This is a genomic window from Streptomyces sp. NPDC098101 (assembly GCF_044760185.1).
GTDB lineage: Bacteria > Actinomycetota > Actinomycetes > Streptomycetales > Streptomycetaceae > Streptomyces.
This window is the reverse complement of record NZ_JBIWAS010000008.1, coordinates 65,634-88,283: the sequence shown is the minus strand read 5'-3', so window position 1 is coordinate 88,283 and position 22,650 is coordinate 65,634. Positions and strand designations below refer to the sequence as shown.

Here is a 22,650-nt window from a genome sequence, read left to right as displayed (position 1 = left end):
CACTACCTTGCCGAGTTGCCCGGCGTGTCGGGCATGGACCCTGGAACGCCGTTATGGCACGGTTACCTCTTCACTACCCGGAGTGACTGGCGGTCACTCCTCGTGATCGGTCTCCGTGCGATGCCGCGGCGCCGCCGGTTCGAGCGCCGTCTCCGGCTCCCTTCCCGTGATCGCGGGCACCCGTGAGGGCGTCCGGACCCAGGTTTCGTCAATGTACTCCATTCGGGCCACCTGGGTGGACAGGCGCGCCGCCCAACTTCTCGGACGGCACGGGAGTTGGGTCTCCGCGCCCTCCCCCGCGCGTGTCCCTCTTCACAGAAACGCCGGAAACGGAACTATTCCCTTCCCCCATTTGTCCCTTCTGGGTGCAAGGCACTCGGATGAGTCAGCAGGGGTTGGAGATGCGCCACAGGCCGGAAACCGACACGGACGAGCCGAAGGAGGCGAAGGCGGAGGAGCGGGAGAAGGACGGGGAGGGCGGCAGGAGAAGGATCGACCTGAGCGTGGCGCAGGTCTCGGGCAGCGCCCTGGCCGCGGTCATCGCCGCCAAGCTCGCCTCGACCCTGGGCGTGTACGGCACGATCATCGGCGCCGGTGTGATCAGCGTCATCGCCACCTGCGGGGGCCCGTTCTTCCAGTACGTCTTCCGGCGCACCGGCGAGCAGGTCCGCGACGCGACCGCCGCCGCCCGGCCCAGGGCCCGGCAGGTCCCGCTCGCGGCCGGCACCGCGTCGGCGGCGGGCACCGCGCCCGAGCGGGACGACCCCACCCTGCTGCTCGCCGCGGTCCCGCCGCCCCTCCCGGAACGGGAGGAGTTCGGCGAGGCGACCACCCACGGCACCCGGGTCCGGGGCTGGAAGCGCCCGGCGATCGCCGCCGCCCTGGTCTTCGGCGTCACCATGGGCGGCATCACCGCCTACGAGCTGGTCGCGGGGGAGGACTTCAGCGGCCGGCAGGGGACCACCACCTTCGGCTCGGCCGTCCGCGGCGGCGGGCACGGCGGACAGGACGCGCCGGACCCGGGCGGGGAGACCACCCCCGCGCCCTCCGGCCCGTCCGACGGCACCGGACGGCCGGGCGACGGCACCCCCTCCGGGTCCGGGTCCACCCCGGGCTCCGGCGACCGGGACTCCGGACGGCCGGACACCGGACGGGAGGGAAGCGGGACCCCGTCGGCCGAGCCGACCCCCTCCGCCTCCACCGGCGGCGGGACGACGCCCGCGCCGGAGCCGACCGGCCCCACGGCGGGACCGACCGCCCCGACCCTGGACCCGTCCACCGGCCCGGGACCGACCGTGGCCCCGACCGCCCCGTCGGTCCCGGCGCCGGCGGGACCCGACACCGGGTCCGGCACCGGGGCGGAGCCCGGAGCCGAATGACGAGAACGGCCGCCACGCACGCGTGGCGGCCGTTTTCATGAACCGGTCCGCTCTCGTGAGCCGGTCCGTTCTCGTGGACGGACCCGTCAGTCGCCGAGGATCCGCCGCAGGTGGTCGTTGGCGAAGAGCCGGTCCGGGTCGAGCCGGTCGCGCAGCGCCGTGAACTCGGCGAAGCGCGGATAGACCTCGGAGAAGTAGGCGGCGTCGCGGGTGTGCAGCTTGCCCCAGTGGGGGCGGCCCCCGTGCGCCGTCATGATGCGCTCCACCGCCGTGAAGTACGCCCGGTGGGGCGTTCCCCTGTAGAGGTGGACGGCGATGTAGGCGGTCTCCCGGCCCGAGGCCGTGGACAGCGCGATGTCGTCCGCCGGGGCCGTGCGCACCTCCACCGGGAAGCTCACCTTGAGCGGCGACCGCTCGACCATCGCCTTGACCTCCTGCAGCGCGGCGACCGCCGCCTCGCGCGGCAGCGCGTACTCCATCTCGACGAAGCGCACCCGGCGCGGCGAGGTGAAGACCTTGTACGGGATGTCGGTGTACGTACGGGCCGACAGGGCCCGGCTGGAGACCTTGGCGAGCGCGGGGACGACCGGCGGCACCGCCTTGCCGAGCGAGCAGGCGAGCTGGAAGACCCCGTTCGAGAGGAGCTCGTCCTCCACCCAGCCGCTGATCCGCCCGGGGGGAGCGGCGGGGCCCGCGCTGCGGTTGTTGCGCTTGGTGTTGCAGTTGTCCGTGTGGGGGAACCAGTAGAACTCGAAGTGCTCGTTCTCCGCGTGCAGCGCGTCGAACTCCGAGGTGACCCGGTCGAAGGTCATCGGCTCCTCGCGCGCGGTGAGCAGGAAGACCGGCTCCACCGCGAAGGTGATCGCGGTGACCACGCCGAGGGCGCCGAGCCCGATCCGGGCGGCCGCGAAGACCTCCGGATTCTCCTTCTCCGAACAGGTCAGCAGCTGCCCGTCGGCCGTCACCAGTTCGAGGGCGCGGATCTGGGCCGCTATCGACGCCGAGTCGCGGCCCGTGCCGTGCGTGCCGGTGGAGACGGCCCCGGCGACGGTCTGCTCCATGATGTCGCCCATGTTCGTGAGCGACAGGCCCTCCCGGGCCAGTGCCACGTTGAGCCGCTTCAGCGAGGTGCCGGACTCGACCGTCACGGTCATCGCCTCGCGGTCGATCCGCCGGATCCCGGTCAGCAGGCCCGGCCGGATCAGCACGCCGTCGGTGGCCGCGATCGGGGTGAAGGAGTGGCCGGTGCCGACCGTCTTCACCCGCAGCCCGTCCTCGGCCGCCCGGCGCACCGCCTCGGCGAGCTCCTCGGCCGAGGCCGGGCTCACCTCGCGGGCCGGGCGCGAGGTGACGTTCCCCGCCCAGTTACGCCACGGACCGCTCGCCGTCCCGCTGCTCCCCGACTCCGCTGTCGTCGTCCCGCTCACGCTGCCCCTCCCGGTTCGGCGCCGGCCTGCGCAGCCGGCGGTGTCCGAGGAGACCCACCGCGACCGCGACCGCGCCCGAGACGACGGGCACCACGTACCCCGCTTCCGCTCCCGACGCGTCGACCACCCAGCCCGCGGCGGAGGAGCCGAGCGCCACGCCGATCGCGAGACCCGTACCCGTCCAGGTCATGCCCTCGGTCAGCTTGGTGCGCGGTACGTGCGCTTCGACGAGGGCCATCGTGGTCACCATCGTAGGTGCGATGGACAGGCCCGCGACGAAGAGCGCCACGGCCAGCAACGGAAGGTTCCCGGCCAGTAGGAGGGGGATCATACTCACGGCCATCGCGCAGACGCCCAGCAGCCACCTGCGGGACGGCTCGCCCTTGAGGTGGAGCAGTCCGAAGACGGCTCCGGCCAGACAGGAGCCCAGCGCGTACACGGCCAGGACGAGGCTGGCGGCGGCCTTGTGGCCCCGCTCCTCGGCGAAGGCCACGGTCACCACGTCCACCGAGCCGAAGACGGCGCCGGTGGCGACGAAGGCGAGGATCAGGACCCGCAGTCCGGGGGAGCGGAGCAGGGAGGCGTCCCGCTCGCCGTTCCGCCGGGGGTGCGGCCGGGGCTCCGTGGAGCGCTGCGCGGTCAGCCAGAAGACGCCGATCGCGAGGAACACCCCGGCGAGCAGCGGACCGGCCTCGGGGAACCAGGTCGTCGACAGGCCGATGGAGATGATCGGGCCGAAGATGAAGCACACCTCGTCGACGATCGACTCCCAGGAGTACGCCGTGTGCAGGCTCCGGCCCTCGCCCCGGTAGATCTCCGCCCAGCGGGCCCGGATCATCGCGCCGACGCTCGGCACGCAGCCGATCACGGCGGTGAACACGAAGAGCGTCCAGTCCGGAGCCCCCTGCTGCACGCAGAGCAGGAGCCCGGCGCCCGCGGCGAGCGACACCAGCGTCACCGGCCGGAGCACCCGGCGCTGCCCGTGCCGGTCGACCAGGCGCGAGACCAGCGGACCGAGGACGGCGGCGGACATCGCGAGCGTCGCCGAGAGCGCGCCGGCCAGGCCGTACCGGCCGGTGACCTGCGAGATCATGGTGACGATGCCGATGCCCATCATGGACAGGGGCATCCGGCCGAAGAAGCCGGCGACGGAGAACGACGCGGCTCCGGGTGCCGCGAAGATCGCGCGGTAGGGACTGGGCAAGGGGCTCTCCGGAATGTCCGTGCTCCGGAGCTGGCTCCGCGCGACGACTCGGCACGTGCCCCTGCGCGACCGCCGGGCACGTGTAGTTAATAGCTAAAGCCTACGGCTTTGAACTGAATGGGTCATCCCCCTTTTCGGACGACCGACACCGACGACCGGCACGCCCCTCCCGGCGGGCCGAGCCCTCGCCGCCCCCGCTTCTCCCGACGACCCGCGACCCCGCCGCCCCCGCCCCTCCCGACGCCCCGCGACCCCGTCGTCCCCGTCCTTTCCGACGGGCCGAGCCCCTCGGCGTCGTGGCCGGGTGGGAGGATCGGTGCCATGTCCGATCAGCACGATCCCGCCCCGTACGACGCCCTGCTGCTGCTCTCCTTCGGCGGCCCCGAGGGCCCGGACGACGTGGTCCCGTTCCTGGAGAACGTGACGCGCGGCCGCGGCATCCCGAAGGAACGGCTCAAGGAGGTGGGACAGCACTACTTCCTCTTCGGCGGCGTCTCCCCGATCAACGACCAGAACCGCGCGCTCCTCGACGCGCTGCGGACGGACTTCGCGGAGGCCGGACTCGGCCTCCCGGTCTACTGGGGCAACCGGAACTGGGCGCCGTACCTCACCGACACCCTCCGGGAGATGATCACCGACGGCCGGCGCCACGTCGCCGTCCTCGCCACCAGCGCGTACGCCTCCTACTCCGGCTGCCGCCAGTACCGCGAGAACCTCGCCGACGCGCTCGCGACCCTGGAGGCGGAGGGCCTCCCGCTGCCCCGCGTCGACAAGCTCCGGCACTACTTCAACCACCCCGGCTTCGTCGAGCCCATGGTCGAGGGCGTCCTGGCCTCCCTCGCCGACCTCGACCCCGCCGTACGGGACGGCGCCCACCTCGCCTTCACCACCCACTCCATCCCCGACTCCGCCGCCGACACCTCGGGACCGGCCCGCGAGCACGGCGAGGGCGGGGCCTACGTGCGCCAGCACCTCGACGTGGCGCGGACGATCGCCGACGCCGTGCGCGAGCGGACCGGCACCGACCACCCCTGGAAGCTCGTCTACCAGTCCCGCAGCGGCGCCCCCCACATCCCGTGGCTGGAGCCCGACATCTGCGACCACCTGGAGGAGCTGCACGGCGCCGGGGCACCCGCCGCCGTCATGGTCCCGATCGGCTTCGTCTCCGACCACATGGAGGTCCTGTACGACCTCGACACCGAGGCCACGGCCAAGGCGGCCGAGCTCGGCCTGCCCGTCCGCCGCTCGGCCACCGTCGGCTCCGACCCGCGTTTCGCCGCCGCCGTCCGCGACCTCGTCCTGGAGCGGGCCGCCGGGGAGCGCGGGATCCGGGTGGAACGGTGCGCCCTGGGCGCGCTCGGACCCTCCCACGACCTGTGCCCGATCGGCTGCTGTCCGGCGCGGACGGAGCGGCCCGCGGCGGCCGGCGCCGACAGCCCGTACGCGTGAGGGCCCCGGCGCGAGCGAAGCCGTACGCGCACGTGAAGCCCGTGACCCCGTTCGTACGCCCGTACGCCCGTACGCGCAAGGAGATCCCATGACCGAGGTTCCCGACCCCCTGCTCACCGAGCTGCACGAGCTCGCCCTGGAGGCCGCGCGCCGGGCCGGAGCGCTGCTGCGCGACGGCCGGCCCGACGACCTGACCGTGGCGAAGACCAAGACGAGCCCCATCGACGTGGTCACCGAGATGGACATCGCCGCCGAGAAGCTGATCACCGGCTTCCTCGCCGAGCACCGCCCACAGGACGGCCTCCTCGGCGAGGAGGGCGCCGCCACCCCCGGCACGAGCGGCGTCCGCTGGGTCATCGACCCGCTCGACGGCACCGTGAACTACCTGTACGGCCTGCCCACCTGGGGCGTCTCGATCGCCGCCGAACGGGACGGCGAGACCGTCGTCGGCGTGGTCGAGGCACCGCTGCGCGGCGAGACGTACCACGCGGTCCTCGGCCGCGGCGCGTACGCGGGGGACCGGCGGCTCGCCGTCCGCCCCTCGCCCCCGCTCGACCAGGCCCTGCTCGGCACCGGCTTCGCCTACGTCCAGACCCGGCGCGCCCACCAGGCCGACGTCGCCCGGCGGGTGATCCCGCGCGTCCGCGACATCCGGCGCGGCGGCTCGGCCGCCATCGACCTCTGCGACGTCGCCGCGGGCCGCCTCGACGCCTACTACGAGCGCGGCCTCAACCCCTGGGACCTCGCGGCGGGCGCGCTGATCGCCCGCGAGGCGGGCGCCCTGACCGGCGGCCGCCCCGGCGAGCCGGAGTCCGGCGACCTGACCCTCGCGGCCTCCCCGGGCCTCTTCGCGCCCCTCCAGGAGCTCCTGGAGGAGCTGGGGGCCTGGCACGACTGACCCCGGTCCCGGCGGCCCGGGAGCGGACGGACGAGGGCCCCGGTGCCGGGACGGCACCGGGGCCCTGCGCGGGTGTACGGCTCCACCGGTCGGAGCGGCGGGGCGGTCAGGCGCCCGGCACGGCCACCTCCACGCCGTGCTCGGCGGCCAGGCGGTGCAGGTCCTCCAGCTCGGCCTGCTCCACCTCCACCAGGTAGTCGTCTCCCGTCTCACGCGCCCGCGTGAGGTCCGTCTGCGTGGTCCTGATGCGGTGCAGCAGGCCGGCGGTGAAAGCGTCCATCGTGCGCCCCCTCGTCGTGGGTCCGGTGGCACGGGGGTGTGCCGAGGGTCGGGTCGGATCACGCGCTGCGGTCTCTGGGGGACAGAGAGCGTCGGGTGGCGCGCCACATACAGGGCGTGATCGCGGGGTGTGCAGTCGTCCTCCCCAGCCCCTTCCCGGGAGAAACCTCAACTGGCCCGCGAATCAGGTGAATTCTCGGTGCCCCCGGCCGGGGCCCCGCCCGGCCCCGGTCCCGCACCGCCGCCTTACAGCCGGTTTACGCGCGTACGGGGCAGGATGGACACCCACAGTCAGCTCAGGTACCGGCCGGTCCCGCCCCCGGGTCGCGGTCAGAGGGAAGGATGTACGACGTGCGCGTACTCGTCGTCGAGGACGAGCAGCTGCTCGCCGATGCGGTGGCCACCGGACTGCGCCGGGAGGCCATGGCCGTCGACGTCGTGTACGACGGCGCGGCGGCCCTGGAGCGGGTGGGGGTCAACGACTACGACGTCGTCGTCCTCGACCGCGACCTCCCCCTCGTGCACGGCGACGACGTCTGCCGCCGGATCGTGGAGCTGGGGATGCCCACCCGCGTCCTGATGCTCACCGCCTCCGGCGACGTCAGCGACCGGGTGGAGGGCCTCGAACTGGGCGCGGACGACTACCTCCCCAAGCCCTTCGCCTTCACCGAGCTCACCGCGCGCGTGCGGGCCCTCGGCCGCCGCACGTCCGTGCCCCTCCCGCCCGTCCTGGAGCGCGCCGGCATCAGGCTCGACCCGAACCGCCGCGAGGTCTTCCGCGACGGCCGCGAGGTCCAGCTCGCGCCGAAGGAGTTCGCCGTCCTGGAGGTCCTCATGCGCAGCGAGGGCGCCGTCGTCTCGGCCGAGCAGCTCCTGGAGAAGGCCTGGGACGAGAACACCGACCCGTTCACCAACGTGGTGCGCGTCACCGTCATGACCCTGCGCCGCAAGCTCGGGGAGCCCCCCGTCATCGTCACCGTGCCCGGCTCCGGCTATCGGATCTGAGCCCATGGCCACGACCCCCGCGCCCCACCCCCAGGCGCCTCCCAAGCCCACCTGGGACCCCAGGGACCCCGTCCGCCCGCTCCTGCGCCCGACCATCCGGATACGGCTCACCCTGCTGTACGGCGGGATGTTCCTGATCGCGGGCATCCTGCTGCTCTCGATCATCTACCTCTTCACCGCGCAGGCCCTCAGCGACAGCGCGGCCCAGCTGCCCTTCAAGATCGTCAAGGGCGAGGTCCAGGCCACCACCTCCTGGTGCAACCTGCCCAACACCGGCACCGTCGAGCAGTTCAACGACGCGGTGTCGGTCTGCCTCCGGCACCAGAGCGACCTGGCCCTGGACGACCTGCTGCGCCGCTCGCTCTTCGCCCTGCTGGGCCTGAGCATCATCGCCTTCGCCTTCGGCTACGCCATGGCGGGACGGGTGCTCTCCCCGCTCGGCCGGATCACCCGCACCGCCCGCCAGGTGGCCGGCTCGGACCTGTCCCGGCGGATCGAGCTGGACGGCCCGGACGACGAGCTCAAGGAGCTCGCCGACACCTTCGACGAGATGCTGGAGCGCCTGGAGCGGGCCTTCACCGCCCAGCAGCGGTTCGTCGCGAACGCCTCGCACGAGCTGCGGACCCCGCTCGCGATCAACCGCACCCTCCTGGAGGTGCACCTCTCGGACCCCGGGGCGCCCGTGGAGCTCCAGCAGCTCGGCAAGACCCTGCTCGCCACCAACGAGCGCAGCGAGCAGCTCGTCGAGGGCCTGCTGCTGCTCGCCCGGAGCGACAACCAGATCATCGAGCGCAAACCCGTCGACCTCGCCGAGGTGGCCGAGCGGGGCGTCGACCAGGTGCACGCCGAGGCCGAGGCCAGGGGCGTCGAGATCCGCGGCGAGCGCGCCCCGGCCGTCGTCCAGGGCAACGGCGTCCTGCTCGAACGGATCGCCCTGAACCTGCTCCAGAACGCCGTGCGGTACAACGTGCCGGAGGGCGGCTGGGTGGAGGTCACCACCGGGACCGAGCACGGCCTGGCGGTCCTCGTCGTCTCGAACACGGGACCCGTGGTCCCCGCGTATGAGATCGACAACCTCTTCGAGCCGTTCCGGCGGCTCCGGCAGGAGCGGACCGGCAGCGACAAGGGGGTCGGCCTCGGCCTGTCGATCGCCCGGTCCGTGGCCCGCGCCCACGGCGGCCGTATCATCGCGGAGCCCCGCGAGGGCGGCGGTCTCGTGATGCGCGTCACTCTGCCGATCTGACACACTGCACGAGCCGACCGGTTCCGTTCGCTTTGCGCGGAATTCCACGGCCCCACTCCTGAGACGCTCATGTGTGATCGATCACAGGAAGGGGTGCGCGGGCATCCACTCTCCGTGACCGGGAAATCCCTCCGAAAACCAGGAAAAGTCCGGGTTTTCGGGACCCCGAATGACGGGAAGTACACGGGGTGGCGCCTGCGAGGGACGCCCGCCGGACCGTGTACGGTCCGGTTCGCCACCCGAAGCCGATCACTCGTGAGAGGGCGCGACGGGTGTCGATTGAGTAACAGACCTTGATGTGAGGCAAAATCTCCGCCTCAGGTCGGGCACAAGTCCGACCTCTCACGCGTTACGTGCGCTGGAGACACCGCAACCACCCAGAGGGGGAGAGCGACATGGCAACGGATTACGACACCCCACGCAAGACCGACGACGACGTCGACTCGGACAGCCTTGAAGAACTGAAGGCCCGCCGGAACGACAAGTCGACCTCGACCGTCGACGTCGACGAGTTCGAGGCCGCCGAAGGCCTGGAGCTTCCCGGCGCCGACCTCTCGAACGAGGAGCTGGCCGTCCGGGTCCTGCCCAAGCAGGCCGACGAGTTCACCTGCATGAGCTGCTTCCTCGTGCACCACCGGAGCCAGCTGGCCCGGGAGAAGAACGGTCAGCCCATCTGCCGCGACTGCGACTGAGAACGCTCGACCGTGGCAGGCGACACACCGTCCCGGAAGCGGCGTCTGCGGCTCCCCGGGAGCTCGCGGACGGACAAGGGCGGACAAGGCCCGGCAGAGGGCGCCCAGGAGGCCCCTGACGCCGAGCCCGCCGCCTCCCTGCCCTCCCTCGGCGCACGTGACGACGAGCGGGGCCTACCGGCCTCGCTCGAAGCGGCCGCCGGACCGGAGGCACCCCTCCCCGCCGAGCGGGGCACGGGGCAGGACGACGGGCCGCCCGTCGAAGCACGACGGGCCGGGCGCCTCGACGCCGTCAAACGGCTCGCCGACCCCGCACGGGGCCGGCTCGACAAGATGAAGATCGACTCCGACCGGATCGACGCCGTCCGGCGCGGCGTCGCGCACGGCGTGAAGCGCGGCGGAGACGGCGCCAGGGCCGGCATCGGCTACCTGGCCGACCGGCTGATCGACCTCGCCCCGCGGATCCCCGTCCGCGACCTGGCGACCCTGCGCAAACACTTCCCCGGGCTCGGCCCCGAGGAGATCGCCGACAAGCTCGTCACCGGCGCGGCGAACGCCTCCTCGACCGTGGGCGCCGGCATCGGCGCCGCCGCCATGCTCCCCGTGCCCCCGGCCATGCCGGCCGAGCTGGCCGCCGAGATCACCGGCGTCGCCGCCGTGGAGCTCAAGCTCATCGCCGAACTGCACGAGGTGTACGGGCTGCGTCCCCCCGGCCGGCTCACCCAGCGCTCGGCGGCCTATCTGACCTCCTGGGCCGAGGAGCGGGGCATCGACCCCACCAAGCCCACCACCGTCAACGCGGCGCTCGGCGGACAGCTCAAGCGCGAACTGCGCCAGCAGATCATGAAGCGCATGGTGCGCAACCTGCCGAACCTCATGCCGTTCATGGTGGGAGCCGCCGTCGGCGCGGTCATGAACCGCCGCGACACCAAGAAGCTCGCCTCGCGCATCCGCAAGGACCTGCGCGACCGCCAGATCCCCTGGGACGCCCTCCCGGAGCTGCCCCCGCTGGAGCGGCCCGAGAACCCGCCGGAACTGGGCTTCTAGCCGCGTCCGCCGGACCCGGGGCCGTTCCTGGCCCCGGTCGCCCGCCGTCAGTCCCCCGCGCCGGTCCGCACGGCGTCGACCGCCGCCGCCAGCGCCTCCGGCTCGCGGCTCGACAGGTACACGTACGGAGTCGGGTCCGCCGGGTCCGTGATCTCGATCCGCACCGCCCGCGGCACATAGCTGCGCATCAGCATGAAGGCGCGCGGATCCGCCTTGTGCGTGCGCCAGGCGCGCGCCTCCTCCGCGTCGAGCACCTCGACCGCCCCCAGGGCGGAGACCGGGATCCGCGCGTCGCCCGCCACCAGCGAACCGGCCACCACCCGGACGCGGGCGGAGCCGTACGAAGAGACCGCGGCACCGGCGAGCACCGCCGCCACGATCAGACCGCCCAGCATCGGGACCGTCCCGAACGGGAACATGATCAGACCGCCGGACAGGCCGAGCAGACCCGCGATCGCCCACCAGGAACCGGGCGCCGTCAGCCGCTCGTCGAAGCGCGGCGCCGCGGGGGAGGCGGAGGACTCGGGGGAGGGGGCCGGGGACGGTACGGAAGGCTGCATGAGTCCAAGCTTGGCACGGCGCGACCCGCGTCCGCCCGCGCGGGTAAGGTCTGCGCCTGTGACTGCAACATCTGCCGCCCTCACCCCGCCCGCCGACGCCATAGCGCCGGTACGCCACCCCGACGCGCCGGCCCCCGGCGAGCTGCTCGGCTCGCACTACGGGCACTGTTTCGGGTGCGGCGGCGGGCAGCCCCACGGCCTCCACCTGGAGGCGCGGGCGGGCGAGGGCGTGACCGTCACCGCCGAGTTCACGGTGACCTCCGACCACCAGGGCGCCCCCGGCCTCGCGCACGGCGGCGTCCTCGCCACCGCGCTCGACGAGACCCTCGGCTCCCTCAACTGGCTGCTGCGGGTCATCGCCGTGACCGGACGCCTGGAGACCGACTTCCTCCGGCCCGTGCCGGTCGGCACCGTGCTCCACCTGGAAGCCGCCGTCACCGCCGTGCACGGCCGCAAGCTCTACTCGACCGCCGTCGGCCGGATCGGCGGGCCCGAGGGCCCCGTCGCCGTCCGCGCCGACGCCCTCTTCATCGAGGTCAAGGTCGACCACTTCATCGACAACGGGCGCCCGGAGGAGATCCGGGCGGCCATGTCCGACCCCGACCAGGTCAGGCGCGCCCGCGCCTTCGAGGTGAACCCCTGATGCGCAACCCCGTCGACGTACTGATCCGCCGCGTGGACCCCGAGGTCCCCGTCCCGGCCTACGGACACCCCGGCGACGCCGGTGCCGACCTCGTGACCACGGAGGCCGCCGTACTGGCCCCTGGCGAGCGCGCCGTGCTGCCCACCGGAGTCTCCCTGGCCCTCCCCGACGGGTACGCCGCCTTCGTGCATCCGCGCTCCGGCCTCGCGGCCCGCTGCGGAGTGGCGCTCGTGAATGCCCCGGGGACGGTGGATGCCGGGTACCGTGGAGAGATCAAGGTGATCGTGGTCAATCTCGACCCGCGCGAGAGCGTGCGGTTCGAGCGATTCGACCGGATTGCCCAACTCGTCGTCCAGCAGGTCGAGAAGGTCCGCTTCCACGAGGTGGCGGAACTTCCCGGTTCGGCGCGGGCCGAGGGGGGCTTCGGGTCCACCGGCGGTCATGCCGCCGTGGACGGCACAACGGGTGGGAATCGATACGCTTCGGCCGTATCCGACCGGGAAGGACAGTGACGTGTTCGGACGTCGCAAGAAGAGCGGTGCCGCCGAGGACGCGGCGGGCGAGGCCGAGCAGGTCGTCGACGCGGTGGAGGACGAGGACGCGGCCGAGCCGCGTCGGGTGAACCTCCCGCCCGCGCCCCGGCCCGACGGGCCCTGGGACATCTCCGAGGTCACCAAGCCCGACGAGGGCCGCGTGGACCTCGGCGGGGTCTTCGTACCCGGCGTCGAGGGAATGGAGCTGCGGGTCGAGGTGGCGGGCGACGCGATCGTCGCGGCCACCGTAGTGCTGCGCGACAGCGCCGTGCAGCTCCAGGCCTTCGCCGCCCCCAAGAACGAGGGCATCTGGGGCGAGGTCCGCGACGAGATCGCCACGGGCATCGTCGAGCAGGGCGGTGTCATCGACGAGGTCGAGGGGCCGCTGGGCTGGGAGCTGCGCGCGCAGGTCCCCGTGCAGCTGCCGGACGGCAACCGGGGCGTGCAGCTCGTGCGCTTCGTGGGCGTCGACGGGCCCCGCTGGTTCCTGCGCGGAGTGATCTCCGGGCAGGGCGCGGTCCAGCCCGAGGCGGCCGGGCTCCTGGAGCAGATCGTCCGCGACACCGTGGTCGTCCGCGGTGACGGCCCGATGGCCCCGCGCGACCCGATCGTCCTCAAGCTGCCGAACGACGCGCAGATGGTGCCGGACGGCGTCCAGCAGGAGGAGCAGGAGAACTCCCGCTTCTCCGGCGGCATGGGCCAGCTCCAGCGCGGTCCGGAGATCTCCGAGATCCGCTGACCCGCGGGCTCCGGAAGCCCTTGGACAGGTCCGGTGGGCCGTTTCCCGTACGAGAGGTACGGGAAACGGTCCATCGGCTTTTCCGGCAGGCCCTGGCTTTCCCGCCGGTCTCCGGCTTCCCCCGTCGGATCATCGGCTTTCCCGCCGCCCCCCGCCGGTTCTCCCGGTTTTCCACAGGTGGGAGCCCCGGCCCTGGTCCTCGGGCACCGTCGCGGACCATACTGGCGAGCGCACACGTTCGAAGAGGGGGAGCGCAGGGTGAGCGAGAGCAGCACGGGGTCCGCCACGGCCGTCGTCGAGGACCCGGCGGGCGGGCCCATGGTCCGCGTCGAGGACCTGCGCCGCTCGTACGGCACGGGCGAGGCCGCGGTCCACGCCCTGCGCGGCGTCTCCTTCGACATCCCGCGCGGCGAGCTCGTCGCGCTCAAGGGCCGCTCCGGCTCCGGCAAGACGACCCTGCTCAACCTGGTGGGCGGCCTCGACACCGCCGACGGCGGCCGGATCGTCATCGACGGCACCGACCTCTCCACGCTCGGCGAGGACGGACTCCTGGAGCTGCGCCGCGACCGGATCGGCTTCATCTTCCAGTCCTTCGGCCTCCTCCCGATCCTCTCCGCCGCGGAGAACGTGGGCGTGCCCCTGCGGCTGCGCAAGGCGGACCCGAAGGAGCGCGAGGAGCGGGTGGCCCTGCTGCTCGGCCTGGTGGGCCTCGCCGACCACGCGGCCCAGCGGCCCGGCGAGCTCTCCGGCGGCCAGCAGCAGCGCGTCGCCATCGCCCGCGCCCTCGCCAACAAGCCGGCCCTGCTCATAGCCGACGAGCCGACCGGCCAGCTGGACGCGGAGACCGGGCTCGCCGTCATGCAGCTGCTGCGCGCCGTGGTCCGCGGCGAGGGCTGCACGGCCCTGGTCGCCACCCACGACCCCCAGCTCCTGGGCCTGGCGGACCGGGTCCTGGAACTGCGCGACGGCGAGATCCTGGAGGCCTAGAGCCGGTCCGGCGGATCATGGCCGGAGCCGTGACCCGATCCGCCGCACGGGCCCCGGGACGCCCCGGCGCGCCCGGCATCAGGATCACGTCAATACCGTCCGCGACCGTTCTCCGCGTGCGGGACAGCCGATCGGCTGGACGTATGGTCGAGCCATGGGACGCGGCAAGCTACGCATCTACCTCGGCGCTGCGCCGGGCGTCGGCAAGACCTACGCGATGCTCTCCGAGGGCCACCGCAGGGTGGAGCGCGGCACGGACTGCGTGGTGGCCTTCGTGGAGCACCACGGCCGGCCGCGCACGCAGACGGTGCTGAGCGGCCTGGAGCAGGTCCCGCGCCGCACCCTGGAGCACCGGGGGGCCGCCCTCACCGAGATGGACGTCGACGCGGTCCTGGCCCGCCGGCCCGCCGTCGCCCTCGTCGACGAGCTCGCCCACACCAACGCGCCCGGCTCCCGCAACCCCAAGCGGTGGCAGGACGTCGCCGAACTGCTCGCGGCCGGCATCGACGTCGTCTCCACCGTCAACATCCAGCACCTGGAGTCGCTCGGGGACGTGGTCGAGGCGATCACGGGCGTGCGGCAGCGGGAGACCGTCCCCGACGAGGTCGTGCGCCGGGCGGACCAGATCGAACTGGTCGACATGAGCCCGGAGGCGCTGCGGCGCCGGATGGCCCACGGCAACGTCTACACCTCCGACAAGGTCGACGCGGCCCTCTCCAACTACTTCCGCCCCGGCAACCTCACCGCCCTGCGCGAGCTGGCGCTGCTCTGGACCGCCGACCGGGTCGACGAGTACCTCCGCAAGTACCGGGGCGAGCACAACATCCGCTCCACCTGGCAGGCCCGGGAGCGCATCGTCGTCGGCCTGACCGGCGGACCCGAGGGCCGCACCCTCATACGCCGGGCCACCCGTCTCGCCGAGAAGGGCGCCGGGGGCGAGGTCCTCGCCGTCTACATCGCCCGCAGCGACGGGCTCACCGCGGCCTCCCCGAAGGAGCTGGCCGTCCAGCGCACCCTCGTCGAGGACCTCGGCGGGACGTTCCACCACGTCATCGGCGACGACGTCCCCACCGCCCTCCTGGAATTCGCCCGCGGCGTCAACGCCACCCAGATCGTCCTCGGCTCCAGCCGCCGCCGGACCTGGCAGTACGTCTTCGGCCCCGGCGTCGGCCAGACCGTCGCCCGCGACTCCGGACCCGACCTGGACGTCCACATCGTCACCCACGGCGAGGTCGCCAAGGGGCGCGGCCTGCCGGTCGCGCGCGGCACCCGCCTCGGCCGCTCCCGGATCCTCGCCGCCTGGACGATCGGCGTCGCCGGACCCGCCTGCCTCGCCCTGCTCCTCACCCATGTCGACGCCGACCTCGGGCTCGCCAACGACATGCTGCTCTTCCTCGCCCTGACGGTGGCCGCCGCGCTGCTCGGCGGGTTCCTGCCCGCGCTCGCCTCGGCCGCCGCCGGATCGCTCCTCCTCAACTGGTTCTTCACCCCGCCCGTCCACCGGCTGACCATCGCCGACCCCAAGAACATCGTCGCCCTCGCCGTCTTCCTCGGCGTCGCCATGTCGGTCGCCTCGGTGGTCGACCTGGCCGCCCGCCGCACCCACCAGGCCGCCCGGCTGCGCGCCGAGTCCGAGGTGCTCTCCTACCTCGCGGGCAGCGTCCTGCGCGGCGAGACCAGCCTGGACGCCCTCCTCGAACGGGTCCGCGAGACCTTCTCCATGGAGTCGGTCGCCCTCCTGGAGCGCGAGGACGAGGTCGAGCCGTGGACGCCCGTCGCGAGCGTCGGCCCCCATCCGGCGGCCCGGCCCGAGGAGGCGGACGCCGACATGCCGGTGGGGGACCGCCTGGCGCTGGCCCTGTCCGGCCGGGTGCTGCCCGCCGAGGACCGGCGGGTGCTCGGCGCCTTCGCCGCCCAGGCGGCCGTCGTCCTCGACCGGCAGCGGCTCGTCGGCGAGGCCGAGGAGGCCCGGAAGCTGGCCGAGGGCAACAAGATCCGCACCTCCCTGCTCGCCGCCGTCAGCCACGACCTGCGGACCCCGCTCGCGAGCATCAAGGCCTCCGTCTCCTCCCTCCGCTCCGACGACGTCGAATGGTCCGAGCAGGACCGCGCCGAGCTCCTGGAGGGCATCGAGGCCGGGGCCGACCGCCTCGACCACCTCGTCGGCAACCTCCTCGACATGTCCCGCCTGCGGACCGGCACCGTCACCCCCCTCATGCGGGTCGTCGACCTCGACGAGGTCGTCCCCATGGCCCTCGGGGGAGTGCCGGACGGCAGCGCCGAGCTCGACATCCCCGAGACGCTGCCCATGGTCGAGGTCGACAAGGGCCTCCTGGAACGGGCCGTCGCCAACATCGTGGAGAACGCCGTGAAGTACAGCCCAGGGGGCGTGCCCGTCGCCGTCGCCGCCAGCGCCCTGGGGGACCGGGTCGAGCTGCGGGTCGTGGACCGCGGCCCCGGCGTCCCCGACGAGGCCAAGGACGGCATCTTCGAGCCCTTCCAGCGCTTCGGCGACGCCCCGCGCGGCTCCGGCGTCGGCCTCGGCCTCGCGGTGGCCCGCGGCTTCGTCGAGGCGATGGGCGGAACCCTCGGCGCCGAGGACACCCCGGGCGGCGGCCTCACCATGGTCCTCACCCTGCGGGCCGCGCGGGGCGGGCCCCCGGTCCCGGCCGCCGACCTGCCGGCCCACGCGGTGACCTGAACCGCGCCCCCGCCCCGTACCCGCGCCCCTCCCCGTACCCGCGCCCCCTCCCCGTACCCGTACCACCGTCCCGTCCGCCCGCACGGCGGCCGAAAAGGAAGGCGTTCCCCCATGACCCGGGTCCTCGTGGTCGACGACGAGCCGCAGATCGTCCGCGCCCTGGTGATCAACCTCAAGGCGCGGAAGTACGAGGTCGACTCCGCCCCCGACGGCGCCACCGCCCTCCGCCTCGCCGCCGACCGGCACCCCGACGTCGTCGTCCTCGACCTTGGCCTGCCCGACATGGACGGCGTCGAGGTCATCAAGGGCCTGCGCGGCTGGACGCGGGTCCCGATCCTGGTCCTCTCCGCCCGGCAGACCTCCGACGAGAAGGTCGAGGCCCTCGACGCCGGCGCCGACGACTACGTCACCAAGCCCTTCGGCATGGACGAGCTGCTCGCCCGGCTGCGCGCCGCCGTGCGCCGGAACGAGCCGGTCGGCGTCCCCGAGGGCGGGGCCGCCCTCGTCGAGGCCGAGGCCTTCACCGTCGACCTGGCGGCGAAGAAGGTCCACCGCGACGGCCGGGACGTCCGGCTCACCCCCACCGAGTGGCACCTCCTGGAGGTCCTCGTCCGCAACGGCGGCCGCCTGGTCGGCCAGAAGCAGCTCCTCCAGGAGGTCTGGGGACCCTCGTACGGCACGGAGACCAACTACCTCCGGGTGTACATGGCACAGCTCCGCCGCAAGCTGGAGCGCGACCCGTCCCACCCGCGCCACTTCGTCACCGAACCGGGCATGGGGTACCGCTTCGAACGCTGAACGGAGGGGGCGCTCCGGGCCCGCCTCCCGTGACGGCGGCGGCCGGTACGCTTTCTGTATGAGTGCTGCACCGCGTACAGAGAAGCCGGCCGGCAGATTCCGCCGGATGCTCGACCGGCTCTCCTCCTCCCCGGAGGACCTGGAGTCGGAGGAGCTCCAGGAGGACGCCGAGGCGTCGGGGTGCACGCGTATCTCCGACTGCTCCGACCGCCAGATAGTCAAGGTGACTGGTACCTTGCGCACGGTCACGCTGCGCCCCCGGGCGGGCGTGCCCGCGCTCGAGGCCGAGCTCTTCGACGGCACGGCACCGCTCGACGTCGTCTGGCTCGGCCGCCGCTCCATCGTGGGCATCGAGCCGGGCCGCAAGCTGATCGCCTCCGGCCGGATCTCCATGAGCCACGGCCGGCGGGTCCTCTTCAACCCCAAATACGAGCTCCGACCGCTCGGACAGGAGTAGCCGGTGACGTCCCTCGACAAGCCGACCAGCACGGACCAGGACGCCCAGGACGCCCGCGCCTCGAAGGAGGTCACCGAGGCCGCCCTGTTCGAGGCGTTCGGCGGCCTGCGGGGCATGGTCGAGACGGTCCTGCCCGGCCTGCTCTTCGTCACGATCTTCACGATCAACAAGGACCTGAAGACCTCGGCGATCGCCGCGCTCGCGGTCTCGCTGCTCCTCGTCGCCGTCCGGCTGCTGCGCCGCGACACCGTCAAGCACGCCTTCAGCGGCGTCTTCGGCGTCGCCTTCGGCGTGGTCTTCGCGATGATGACGGGCAACGCCAAGGACTTCTACCTGCCGGGCATGTTGTACACCCTCGGCCTCGCCCTGGCGTACATCGTCACCGCGATCGCCGGAGTGCCCCTGATCGGCCTGATCCTCGGCCCGGTCTTCAAGGAGAACCTCTCCTGGCGCACCCGCAACCCGGGCCGCAAGAAGGCGTACACGAAGGCGAGCTGGGCCTGGGGCCTGATCCTGCTCGGCAAGTGCGCGGTCCTCTTCCCGCTGTACTGGTGGGCCGACCCGACCCGCTTCGGCTGGGTCTCGGTCGCCCTGAAGATCCCGCCGTTCCTGCTCGCGGTCTACCTCACCTGGGTGTTCCTCGCGAAGGCCCCGCCGCCGATCGACGTCTTCGCCGAGATGGAGGCCGAGGAGCGCGCGGAGAAGGCCCGCGAGGAGGCCGCCGCGGCCGAGGGCCGGCCGGAGGCCTGAGCCCCGCCCCCGGGCACGTACGCGCGTACCCGTATGCGTACGTGCGTACCCGCGTACGGAGAAGGGCCCGGACCTGGTCACCAGGTCCGGGCCCTTCCCGCGTACGACGGCCGTACGAACGACCGTACGACGACCGCGCGGCGGCCCGTCGTCAGGGCGTCTCGCGGCGCACCTGGAGCAGGTCCTCCAGCTGCTCCTCGCGGGCCTGCGCGGCCACGAACAGCAGCTCGTCACCGGCCTCCAGGGTCTCCTCGGGGCTCGGCGTCAGCACCCGCGAACCGCGGATGATCGTCACCAGCGAGGTGTCCTGCGGCCAGGCCACGTCCCCGACCGAGGTGCCGGCGACCGCCGACTCCGGCGGGAGCGTCAGCTCGACCAGGTTCGCGTCGCCGTGGCTGAAGCGCAGCAGCCGGACCAGGTCGCCGACGCTCACCGCCTCCTCGACCAGGGCCGACATCAGACGCGGCGTCGAGACCGCCACGTCCACGCCCCAGGCCTCGTTGAACAGCCACTCGTTCTTCGGGTTGTTCACCCGGGCGACCACCCGCGGCACGCCGTACTCGGTCTTGGCGAGCAGCGAGACGACCAGGTTCACCTTGTCGTCGCCGGTCGCCGCGATCACCACGTTGCAGCGCTGGAGCGCGGCCTCGTCCAGGGAGGTGATCTCGCAGGCGTCGGCGAGCAGCCACTCCGCCTGCGGCACCCGCTCCACCGAGATGGCGGTCGGCGCCTTGTCGACGAGCAGGACCTCGTGACCGTTCTCCAGGAGCTCGCCCGCGATGGAACGGCCCACCGCACCCGCGCCCGCAATGGCGACACGCATCAGTGACCACCCTCCTCGGGACCCTCGGCGAAGGCCTCCTCGACCTTCGCGATCTCGTCCGTACGCATCATCACGTGCACCAGATCGCCCTCCTGGAGCACCGTCTGCGACGAGGGGATGACGGCCTCGCCGAGCCGGGTCAGGAACGCGACGCGCACCCCCGTCTCGTCCTGGAGCCGGCTGATCTTGTGACCGATCCAGGCCGGCGAGGTGTGCACCTCGGCCAGCTGCACCCCACCGCTCGGGTCCGTCCACAGCGGCTCCGCGCCCGAGGGCAGCAGCCGCCGCAGCATCTGGTCGGCGGTCCAGCGGACCGTCGCGACCGTCGGGATGCCCAGGCGCTGGTAGACCTCGGCACGGCGCGGGTCGTAGATCCGCGCCGCCACGTTCTCGATGCCGAACATCTCGCGCGCGACCCGCGCCGCGATGATGTTCGAGTTGTCGCCGCTGCTCACCGCGGCGAACGCCCCGGCGTCCTCGATCCCGGCCTCGCGCAGCGTGTCCTGGTCGAACCCCACGCCCGTGACGCGACGACCGCCGAAACCCGACCCCAGGCGACGGAAGGCCGTCGGGTCCTGGTCCACGACCGCGACCGTGTGCCCCTGCTGTTCGAGGGTCTGCGCGAGAGCGGCTCCCACTCGCCCGCAGCCCATGATGACGATGTGCACGTCCCCTTACCCCGCACTCCTGATCGCCTTGCTGACCTGCGAAAACAACCTGCTCACAACTTTCCTCGCCCGATCCGCCCGGGCCGCGGCGGGCGACGCCCTGCCGGGTCGCCCGCTCCGAGCTTAAGCGGCAACCCCTACGGGGACCGCATCCGAGGGGACAGGCGGAAAGATTCCGTATGGATCCGTGAGGACAAGGGGGTCGCGGTGAACTTGGCTCTTTTCGAACGCTTACGATCCTCTCCGTGTCCAAACTGACCGACGTGCCCAAACGGATCCTGATCGGGCGGGCCCTACGCAGCGACAAGCTCGGTGAGACCCTCCTCTCGAAGAGGATCGCCCTTCCCGTCTTCGCCTCCGACCCGCTCTCCTCGGTGGCGTACGCGCCCGGCGAGGTCCTCCTCGTCCTCTCCGTAGCCGGTCTGTCGGCCTACCACTTCAGCCCCTGGATCGCGCTCGCGGTCGTCGTCCTCATGTTCACGGTCGTCGCCTCCTACCGGCAGAACGTGCACGCGTACCCGAGCGGCGGCGGCGACTACGAGGTCGCCAACACCAACCTGGGGCCGAAGGCCGGACTCACCGTGGCGAGCGCCCTGCTCGTCGACTACGTCCTGACCGTCGCCGTCTCGATCTCCTCGGGCATCGAGAACCTGGGCTCGGCGGTCCCCTTCGTCGTCGAGCACAAGGTCGCCTCCGCAGTAGCCGTCATCCTGCTGCTCACCCTGATGAACCTGCGCGGGGTGAAGGAGTCCGGCACGCTCTTCGCGATCCCGACGTACGTCTTCGTCGCCGGCGTCTTCCTGATGATCGCCTGGGGCGCGTACCGGGGCATCGTCCTCGGCGACACGATGAAGGCCCCCACCGCCGACTTCGAGATCAAACCCGAGCACCAGGGACTGGCCGGATTCGCCCTCGTCTTCCTGCTGCTCCGCGCCTTCTCCTCCGGCTGCGCCGCCCTCACCGGCGTCGAGGCGATCTCCAACGGCGTCCCCGCCTTCCGCAAGCCCAAGTCGAAGAACGCCGCCACCACGCTCGCCCTCATGGGCGGCCTGGCCGTCACCATGTTCTGCGGCATCATCTTCCTGGCCATGGCCACCGACGTCCGGATGGCCGAGAACCCCGGCCGGGACCTGATCGTCGACGGCGTCCCGGTGGGCGCGGACTACGTCCAGCACCCGGTCATCTCGCAGGTCGCGGCCGCCGTCTTCGGCGACGGGACGTTCCTCTTCGTCGTCCTCGCCGCCGCCACCGCGCTCGTCCTCTTCCTGGCCGCGAACACCGCGTACAACGGCTTCCCGCTCCTCGGCTCGATCCTCGCCCAGGACCGCTACCTGCCGCGCCAGCTGCACACCCGCGGCGACCGGCTCACCTTCTCCAACGGCATCGTGCTCCTCGCCGGCGCCGCCGCCCTCCTCGTCTGGATCTACGGAGCCGACTCGACCCGGCTGATCCAGCTGTACATCGTCGGCGTCTTCGTCTCCTTCACCCTCAGCCAGACCGGCATGGTCCGGCACTGGAACCGGCACCTGAAGACCGAGCGGGACCCCGCCAAGCGCCGCCACATGATCCGCTCCCGCGCGATCAACGCCTTCGGCGCCTTCTTCACCGGCCTCGTCCTCGTCGTCGTCCTCGCCACCAAGTTCACCCACGGCGCCTGGGTCGCCCTGCTCGGCATGGTGATCTTCTACGGGACGATGACCGCGATCCGCAGGCACTACGACGCGGTGGCCGCCGAGATCGCCGCCGCCGAGGAGCGCCCCGACGAGTACGTGCGCCCCTCCCGGGTCCGCTCCATCGTCCTCGTCTCCAAGCTCCACAAGCCCACCCTCCGCGCCCTGGCCTACGCCAAGCTCATGCACGCGAACGAGCTGGAGGCGCTGACCGTCAACGTCGACCCGGCCGAGACGAGGGCGCTCAAGGCGGAGTGGGAGCGGCGCGGCATCAACGTCCCGCTCAAGATCCTCGACTCGCCGTACCGCGAGATCACCCGCCCGGTGATCGAGTACGTGAAGAGCCTGCGCCGCGAGAGTCCGCGCGACGCCGTCTCCGTCTACATCCCCGAGTACGTCGTCGGCCACTGGTACGAGCACCTGCTGCACAACCAGAGCGCCCTGCGCCTCAAGGGACGGCTGCTCTTCACCCCCGGCGTCATGGTCACCTCCGTCCCGTACCAGCTCCGCTCCTCCGAGGTCGCGAAGAAGCGGGCCAGGAAGCGCCAGGAGTGGAACGCGCCGGGCTCGGTCCGCCGCGGACCGGTCGAGAAGGGCCACCGGGAACCGGCCGGAAAGAACAACTGAGAAAGACCAACTAGACTGGTGGGCTGCCGTCCGAACGGCAGCCCACACCCCATTCCCCTTGGAGCTCCCCG

General features: G+C 72.6%; 22 protein-coding genes. 16 read left to right on the top strand and 6 right to left on the bottom strand.

Features of this window, described 5'->3' with window-relative positions; genetic code table 11:
- The first annotated feature begins 401 nt into the window (after positions 1 to 401).
- The gene (locus ACIQVI_RS29475; RefSeq protein WP_403601322.1) at positions 402 to 1,379 is read left to right on the top strand and encodes a hypothetical protein; all 978 of its coding nucleotides are present in this window, start codon (positions 402 to 404) and stop codon (positions 1,377 to 1,379) included.
- 86 nt (positions 1,380 to 1,465) lie between these two features.
- On the opposite strand, the gene ACIQVI_RS29470 is transcribed toward ACIQVI_RS29475, so the two are convergent.
- Both ACIQVI_RS29470 and ACIQVI_RS29465 read right to left on the bottom strand, forming a co-directional pair.
- Positions 1,466 to 2,806 (bottom strand): D-arabinono-1,4-lactone oxidase, encoded by a 1,341-nt coding sequence (locus ACIQVI_RS29470; protein WP_403601319.1) that lies wholly within the window; start codon positions 2,804 to 2,806, stop codon positions 1,466 to 1,468.
- Complete coding sequence (locus tag ACIQVI_RS29465) at positions 2,745 to 4,010, bottom strand: MFS transporter (protein WP_403601316.1); 1,266 nt, start codon at positions 4,008 to 4,010, stop codon at positions 2,745 to 2,747. Before ACIQVI_RS29465 ends, ACIQVI_RS29470 begins: the two co-directional genes overlap by 62 nt.
- 321 nt (positions 4,011 to 4,331) lie before the next feature.
- Here ACIQVI_RS29465 and ACIQVI_RS29460 point away from each other — a divergent pair, with 321 nt between their 5' ends.
- Together ACIQVI_RS29460 and ACIQVI_RS29455 are read left to right on the top strand one after the other, a co-directional pair.
- A complete protein-coding gene (locus ACIQVI_RS29460; RefSeq protein ID WP_351972934.1) occupies positions 4,332 to 5,459 on the top strand; it encodes a ferrochelatase in 1,128 nt (375 codons plus the stop codon).
- 88 nt (positions 5,460 to 5,547) lie between these two features.
- Positions 5,548 to 6,357 (top strand): inositol monophosphatase family protein, encoded by an 810-nt coding sequence (locus ACIQVI_RS29455; RefSeq protein WP_351972935.1) that lies wholly within the window; start codon positions 5,548 to 5,550, stop codon positions 6,355 to 6,357.
- A 106-nt stretch (positions 6,358 to 6,463) separates the two neighbouring features.
- Here ACIQVI_RS29455 and ACIQVI_RS29450 read toward each other — a convergent pair whose 3' ends face one another.
- A complete protein-coding gene (locus ACIQVI_RS29450) occupies positions 6,464 to 6,637 on the bottom strand; it encodes a hypothetical protein (RefSeq protein WP_163013842.1) in 174 nt (57 codons plus the stop codon).
- Between the two features lie 350 nt (positions 6,638 to 6,987).
- Between ACIQVI_RS29450 and ACIQVI_RS29445 the strand changes: the two genes are divergently transcribed.
- The 4 genes from ACIQVI_RS29445 to ACIQVI_RS29430 all read left to right on the top strand — a co-directional run bounded on the left by ACIQVI_RS29445 (position 6,988) and on the right by ACIQVI_RS29430 (position 10,623).
- Positions 6,988 to 7,641 (top strand): response regulator transcription factor, encoded by a 654-nt coding sequence (locus tag ACIQVI_RS29445; RefSeq protein WP_189981238.1) that lies wholly within the window; start codon positions 6,988 to 6,990, stop codon positions 7,639 to 7,641.
- Between the two features lie 4 nt (positions 7,642 to 7,645).
- Positions 7,646 to 8,884 carry an ATP-binding protein gene (locus tag ACIQVI_RS29440; RefSeq protein WP_351972936.1) on the top strand — a complete coding sequence of 413 codons (1,239 nt, stop codon included), beginning with the start codon at positions 7,646 to 7,648 and terminating at the stop codon, positions 8,882 to 8,884.
- Between the two features lie 395 nt (positions 8,885 to 9,279).
- Positions 9,280 to 9,576, top strand: a complete 297-nt coding sequence (locus ACIQVI_RS29435) for a DUF4193 domain-containing protein (RefSeq protein WP_003955561.1) — start codon at positions 9,280 to 9,282, stop codon at positions 9,574 to 9,576.
- Positions 9,577 to 9,588: 12 nt separating this feature from the next.
- Positions 9,589 to 10,623, top strand: coding sequence for a hypothetical protein (locus tag ACIQVI_RS29430; protein WP_403601311.1), 1,035 nt, complete (start codon positions 9,589 to 9,591; stop codon positions 10,621 to 10,623).
- Between the two features lie 47 nt (positions 10,624 to 10,670).
- Here the strand turns inward: ACIQVI_RS29430 and ACIQVI_RS29425 are convergent, their stop codons facing one another.
- Positions 10,671 to 11,183, bottom strand: a complete 513-nt coding sequence (locus ACIQVI_RS29425) for a DUF3093 domain-containing protein (protein ID WP_351972938.1) — start codon at positions 11,181 to 11,183, stop codon at positions 10,671 to 10,673.
- 58 nt (positions 11,184 to 11,241) lie between these two features.
- Here ACIQVI_RS29425 and ACIQVI_RS29420 point away from each other — a divergent pair, with 58 nt between their 5' ends.
- The 8 genes from ACIQVI_RS29420 (at position 11,242) to ACIQVI_RS29385 (ending at position 18,791) form a co-directional block, all read left to right on the top strand.
- Positions 11,242 to 11,826, top strand: a complete 585-nt coding sequence (locus tag ACIQVI_RS29420) for a PaaI family thioesterase (RefSeq protein WP_053650144.1) — start codon at positions 11,242 to 11,244, stop codon at positions 11,824 to 11,826.
- Entirely contained in the window at positions 11,826 to 12,338 is a 513-nt protein-coding gene (gene dut, locus ACIQVI_RS29415) for a dUTP diphosphatase (protein WP_351972939.1), read from the top strand. Before ACIQVI_RS29420 ends, dut begins: the two co-directional genes overlap by 1 nt.
- 1 nt (position 12,339) lies before the next feature.
- Entirely contained in the window at positions 12,340 to 13,098 is a 759-nt protein-coding gene (locus ACIQVI_RS29410) for a DUF3710 domain-containing protein (RefSeq protein ID WP_351972940.1), read from the top strand.
- A 258-nt stretch (positions 13,099 to 13,356) separates the two neighbouring features.
- On the top strand, positions 13,357 to 14,085 hold the full coding sequence (locus ACIQVI_RS29405) for an ABC transporter ATP-binding protein (RefSeq protein ID WP_121830743.1): 729 nt from the start codon (positions 13,357 to 13,359) through the stop codon (positions 14,083 to 14,085).
- A 154-nt stretch (positions 14,086 to 14,239) separates the two neighbouring features.
- Entirely contained in the window at positions 14,240 to 16,786 is a 2,547-nt protein-coding gene (locus ACIQVI_RS29400) for a DUF4118 domain-containing protein (protein ID WP_403601305.1), read from the top strand.
- Between the two features lie 111 nt (positions 16,787 to 16,897).
- Positions 16,898 to 17,584 (top strand): response regulator, encoded by a 687-nt coding sequence (locus ACIQVI_RS29395; protein WP_351973931.1) that lies wholly within the window; start codon positions 16,898 to 16,900, stop codon positions 17,582 to 17,584.
- Between the two features lie 58 nt (positions 17,585 to 17,642).
- Positions 17,643 to 18,041 (top strand): OB-fold nucleic acid binding domain-containing protein, encoded by a 399-nt coding sequence (locus ACIQVI_RS29390; protein ID WP_015036728.1) that lies wholly within the window; start codon positions 17,643 to 17,645, stop codon positions 18,039 to 18,041.
- A gap of 3 nt (positions 18,042 to 18,044) precedes the next feature.
- Positions 18,045 to 18,791 (top strand): DUF3159 domain-containing protein, encoded by a 747-nt coding sequence (locus tag ACIQVI_RS29385; protein WP_351973930.1) that lies wholly within the window; start codon positions 18,045 to 18,047, stop codon positions 18,789 to 18,791.
- Positions 18,792 to 18,942: 151 nt separating this feature from the next.
- Here ACIQVI_RS29385 and ACIQVI_RS29380 read toward each other — a convergent pair whose 3' ends face one another.
- Together ACIQVI_RS29380 and ACIQVI_RS29375 are read right to left on the bottom strand one after the other, a co-directional pair.
- Positions 18,943 to 19,614, bottom strand: coding sequence for a TrkA family potassium uptake protein (locus ACIQVI_RS29380; RefSeq protein ID WP_121830739.1), 672 nt, complete (start codon positions 19,612 to 19,614; stop codon positions 18,943 to 18,945).
- Complete coding sequence (locus tag ACIQVI_RS29375; RefSeq protein WP_030211255.1) at positions 19,614 to 20,282, bottom strand: TrkA family potassium uptake protein; 669 nt, start codon at positions 20,280 to 20,282, stop codon at positions 19,614 to 19,616. The genes ACIQVI_RS29380 and ACIQVI_RS29375 overlap by 1 nt, the downstream gene beginning before the upstream one ends.
- A 245-nt stretch (positions 20,283 to 20,527) precedes the next feature.
- Here ACIQVI_RS29375 and ACIQVI_RS29370 point away from each other — a divergent pair, with 245 nt between their 5' ends.
- Positions 20,528 to 22,579 carry an APC family permease gene (locus ACIQVI_RS29370; RefSeq protein WP_351974163.1) on the top strand — a complete coding sequence of 684 codons (2,052 nt, stop codon included), beginning with the start codon at positions 20,528 to 20,530 and terminating at the stop codon, positions 22,577 to 22,579.
- The last annotated feature ends 71 nt before the right edge of the window (positions 22,580 to 22,650 follow it).

Excerpts from the sequence above, each read along its gene's own strand:
- ACIQVI_RS29475 (WP_403601322.1), top strand. The coding sequence starts at position 402 with ATGCGCCACAGGCCGGAAACCGACACGGACGAGCCGAAGGAGGCGAAG.
- ACIQVI_RS29460 (WP_351972934.1), top strand. The coding sequence starts at position 4,332 with ATGTCCGATCAGCACGATCCCGCCCCGTACGACGCCCTGCTGCTGCTC.
- ACIQVI_RS29455 (WP_351972935.1), top strand. The coding sequence starts at position 5,548 with ATGACCGAGGTTCCCGACCCCCTGCTCACCGAGCTGCACGAGCTCGCC.
- ACIQVI_RS29450 (WP_163013842.1), bottom strand. The coding sequence starts at position 6,637 with ATGGACGCTTTCACCGCCGGCCTGCTGCACCGCATCAGGACCACGCAG.
- ACIQVI_RS29440 (WP_351972936.1), top strand. The coding sequence starts at position 7,646 with ATGGCCACGACCCCCGCGCCCCACCCCCAGGCGCCTCCCAAGCCCACC.
- ACIQVI_RS29435 (WP_003955561.1), top strand. The coding sequence starts at position 9,280 with ATGGCAACGGATTACGACACCCCACGCAAGACCGACGACGACGTCGAC.
- ACIQVI_RS29425 (WP_351972938.1), bottom strand. The coding sequence starts at position 11,183 with ATGCAGCCTTCCGTACCGTCCCCGGCCCCCTCCCCCGAGTCCTCCGCC.
- dut (WP_351972939.1), top strand. The coding sequence starts at position 11,826 with ATGCGCAACCCCGTCGACGTACTGATCCGCCGCGTGGACCCCGAGGTC.
- ACIQVI_RS29400 (WP_403601305.1), top strand. The coding sequence starts at position 14,240 with ATGGGACGCGGCAAGCTACGCATCTACCTCGGCGCTGCGCCGGGCGTC.
- ACIQVI_RS29395 (WP_351973931.1), top strand. The coding sequence starts at position 16,898 with ATGACCCGGGTCCTCGTGGTCGACGACGAGCCGCAGATCGTCCGCGCC.
- ACIQVI_RS29390 (WP_015036728.1), top strand. The coding sequence starts at position 17,643 with ATGAGTGCTGCACCGCGTACAGAGAAGCCGGCCGGCAGATTCCGCCGG.
- ACIQVI_RS29380 (WP_121830739.1), bottom strand. The coding sequence starts at position 19,614 with ATGCGTGTCGCCATTGCGGGCGCGGGTGCGGTGGGCCGTTCCATCGCG.